We start from the raw sequence: 2,895 nt of genomic DNA, 5'->3' as shown, positions 1-2,895 counted from the left end.
TCTTACCATGGTCAACGTGACCAATCGTGCCCACGTTCACGTGCGGCTTCGTCCGCTCAAACTTTTCCTTGGCCATGAAATGTCCTTAGTTCAAAAAAATAGGGGTAAACAAAATTACTTCTTGTTGATGATGGCGTCTGCGACGTTCTTCGGTGCTTCACTATAGTGCTTGAACTCCATCGAGTACGTTGCACGGCCTTGCGACAGCGAGCGCATCGTGGTCGAGTAACCAAACATCTCGGCCAGCGGCACTTCTGCCTTGATCGCCTTGATACCGCCCGGCAGATCTTCCATACCCTGCACGATCCCGCGACGGCTCGACAAGTCGCCCATCACGTTACCCATGAACTCTTCTGGTGTTTCAACTTCAACAGCCATCATCGGTTCCAGCAGAACCGGTCCAGCACGGCGACAGCCTTCCTTGAATGCCATCGAGGCCGCCATCTTGAACGCATTTTCGTTGGAGTCAACATCATGGTATGAACCGAAGTGCAGCGTGCACTTCACATCCACCACCGGAAAGCCCGCCAGCACGCCGTTCGGGATGCTCTCCTGCAGACCTTTATCGACCGCCGGAATGAACTCCCGCGGCACCACGCCACCCTTGATGGCATCAACGAATTCATAACCCTTGCCCGGCTCGTTGGGCTCGATCTTGAGCACCACATGGCCGTACTGGCCGCGACCACCAGACTGTTTGACGAACTTGCCTTCGGCATCTTCGACCGTCTTGCGGATGGTTTCGCGATAAGCCACTTGCGGCGCACCGACATTGGCTTCGACGCCAAACTCGCGCTTCATGCGGTCGACGAGAATTTCCAGGTGCAGCTCGCCCATGCCGGAGATGATGGTCTGGCCCGACTCTTCGTCGGTACGCACGCGGAAGGACGGATCTTCCTGCGCCAGACGGCCCAGGGCGATGCCCATCTTCTCCTGATCGCCCTTGGTCTTGGGCTCAACCGCCACGTGAATCACCGGCTCGGGGAAAATCATGCGCTCCAGCGTGACTTCGGCCTCCGGGTCGCACAGCGTCTCGCCTGTTGTCACCGAGGACAAGCCGATGCAGGCGGCAATATCCCCTGCCCTCACCTCATCGATTTCCTGGCGGTCATTAGCGTGCATCTGCACCAGACGACCGACGCGATCTTTCTTGCCCTTGATCGGGTTGTAGACCGCATCGCCCGAGCGCAGGACGCCCGAATAAACGCGAATGAAGGTCAGCTGGCCGACGTATTTGTCGGTCATCAGCTTGAATGCCAGAGCCGAGAACTTCTCGTCATCGTCAGCCCTGCGGATGACAGCCTGCTCCTGCCCATCAACGCCATCCACCGGCGGAATGTCGACCGGCGAGGGCATGTATTCGACCACCGCGTCGAGCATGGCCTGCACGCCCTTGTTCTTGAAGGCCGTGCCACAGAGCATCGGCACGATCTCGCCGCGGATGGTGCGCTGGCGCAGCGCGCCCTTGATCTCGGCTTCGGACAAATCCCCGTCTTCGAGGTATTTGTTCATCAACTCTTCGGAGGCTTCGGCCGCCGCTTCGAGCATTTTTTCGCGCCACTCCTTGGCCGTTGCCAGCAGCGCAGCGGGAATCTCGACATAGCGGAACTTGGTGCCCTGCGAAGCCTCATCCCAAAGGATGGCTTTCATCTTCACCAGATCCACCACGCCGGTGAAGCTGTCTTCTGCGCCAATCGGCACCTGGATAGGCACCGGATTGGCCGCCAGACGCGCGCGCATCTGGTTGTAAACCTTGAAGAAGTCCGCCCCTTGGCGGTCCATCTTGTTGACGAAAGCCAGGCGCGGTACGCCGTATTTATTGGCCTGACGCCACACCGTCTCCGACTGCGGCTGCACACCGCCGACGGCGCAATACACCATGCAGGCACCATCGAGCACGCGCATGGAGCGCTCCACTTCGATGGTGAAATCGACGTGCCCCGGCGTATCAATGATATTGATGCGATGCTCGTCGAAATTACCGCCCATGCCCTTCCAGAAACAGGTGGTGGCGGCGGAGGTGATGGTGATGCCACGCTCCTGCTCTTGCTCCATCCAGTCCATGGTTGCCGCGCCATCATGCACTTCACCGATTTTGTGATTGACACCGGTGTAGAACAAAATGCGCTCAGTCGTCGTCGTTTTACCGGCGTCGATGTGCGCAGAGATACCAATGTTGCGATATCGGTTGATGGGGGTCTTACGAGCCACGGCCTACGCCTTTGTGTGACAGCAAAAGAGGGAGAGTGTGCTACAGGCGGATGACAAGAAGCCACCCGCCCAAAGCATTCGAGCCCTTTGCAGGGCCCGAGTGGTCTGGATCGAGAAAACGATCAGAACCGGAAGTGCGAGAACGCCTTGTTGGCGTCTGCCATGCGGTGCACTTCGTCACGCTTCTTCATGGCGGCGCCACGGCCTTCGGCCGCTTCGATCAGCTCGCCAGCCAGGCGCTGGGCCATCGACTTTTCCGAGCGCTTGCGTGCTGCTTCGCGAATCCAGCGCATGGACAAGGCCATACGACGGCTCGGACGCACTTCAACCGGCACTTGGTAGTTTGCACCACCCACGCGACGGCTCTTCACTTCGACGACCGGCTTGACGTTGCCGATGGCGGTCTGGAAGACCTCGATGGCATCCTTGCCGGACTTGCTGGAAATCAGATCCAGCGCGCCGTAGATGATGCGCTCGGCCACAGCCTTCTTACCACCAATCATGAGAACATTGATGAACTTGGAAACATCCTGGCTGCCGAACTTGGGATCGGGCAGGATTTCACGTTTCGGTACTTCGCGACGACGGGGCATGTCTATCTCCTTTCGTCAGTGATTAGGACTTCTTCGGGCGCTTGGCGCCGTACTTGGAGCGGGATTGCTTGCGATCCTTGACGCCTTGCAG

2 protein-coding genes and 1 pseudogene are annotated in these 2,895 nt (G+C 58.5%); all 3 read right to left on the bottom strand.

All coding sequences use genetic code 11. The features are described from left to right. Nucleotides 1-114: 114 nt before the first annotated feature. Nucleotides 115-2,211 carry an elongation factor G gene (gene fusA / locus ABDB84_RS19925; protein ID WP_345921538.1) on the bottom strand — a complete coding sequence of 699 codons (2,097 nt, stop codon included), beginning with the start codon at nucleotides 2,209-2,211 and terminating at the stop codon, nucleotides 115-117. Between the two features lie 122 nt (nucleotides 2,212-2,333). Beyond that, a complete protein-coding gene (gene rpsG / locus ABDB84_RS19920) occupies nucleotides 2,334-2,804 on the bottom strand; it encodes a 30S ribosomal protein S7 (protein ID WP_345921537.1) in 471 nt (156 codons plus the stop codon). Nucleotides 2,805-2,826: 22 nt separating this feature from the next. Continuing rightward, nucleotides 2,827-2,895 (bottom strand): annotated as a pseudogene (gene rpsL, locus ABDB84_RS19915) (30S ribosomal protein S12); the annotation flags it as partial.

It is taken from the genome of Uliginosibacterium sediminicola, assembly GCF_039631295.1.
In the GTDB taxonomy this organism is placed as follows: domain Bacteria; phylum Pseudomonadota; class Gammaproteobacteria; order Burkholderiales; family Rhodocyclaceae; genus Viridibacterium; species Viridibacterium sediminicola.
This window is presented reverse-complemented; position numbering and strand designations above follow the sequence as displayed.

Bases quoted from the DNA above. Each gene is read 5' to 3' on its own strand.
- rpsG (WP_345921537.1), bottom strand. From the start codon at position 2,804: ATGCCCCGTCGTCGCGAAGTACCGAAACGTGAAATCCTGCCCGATCCC.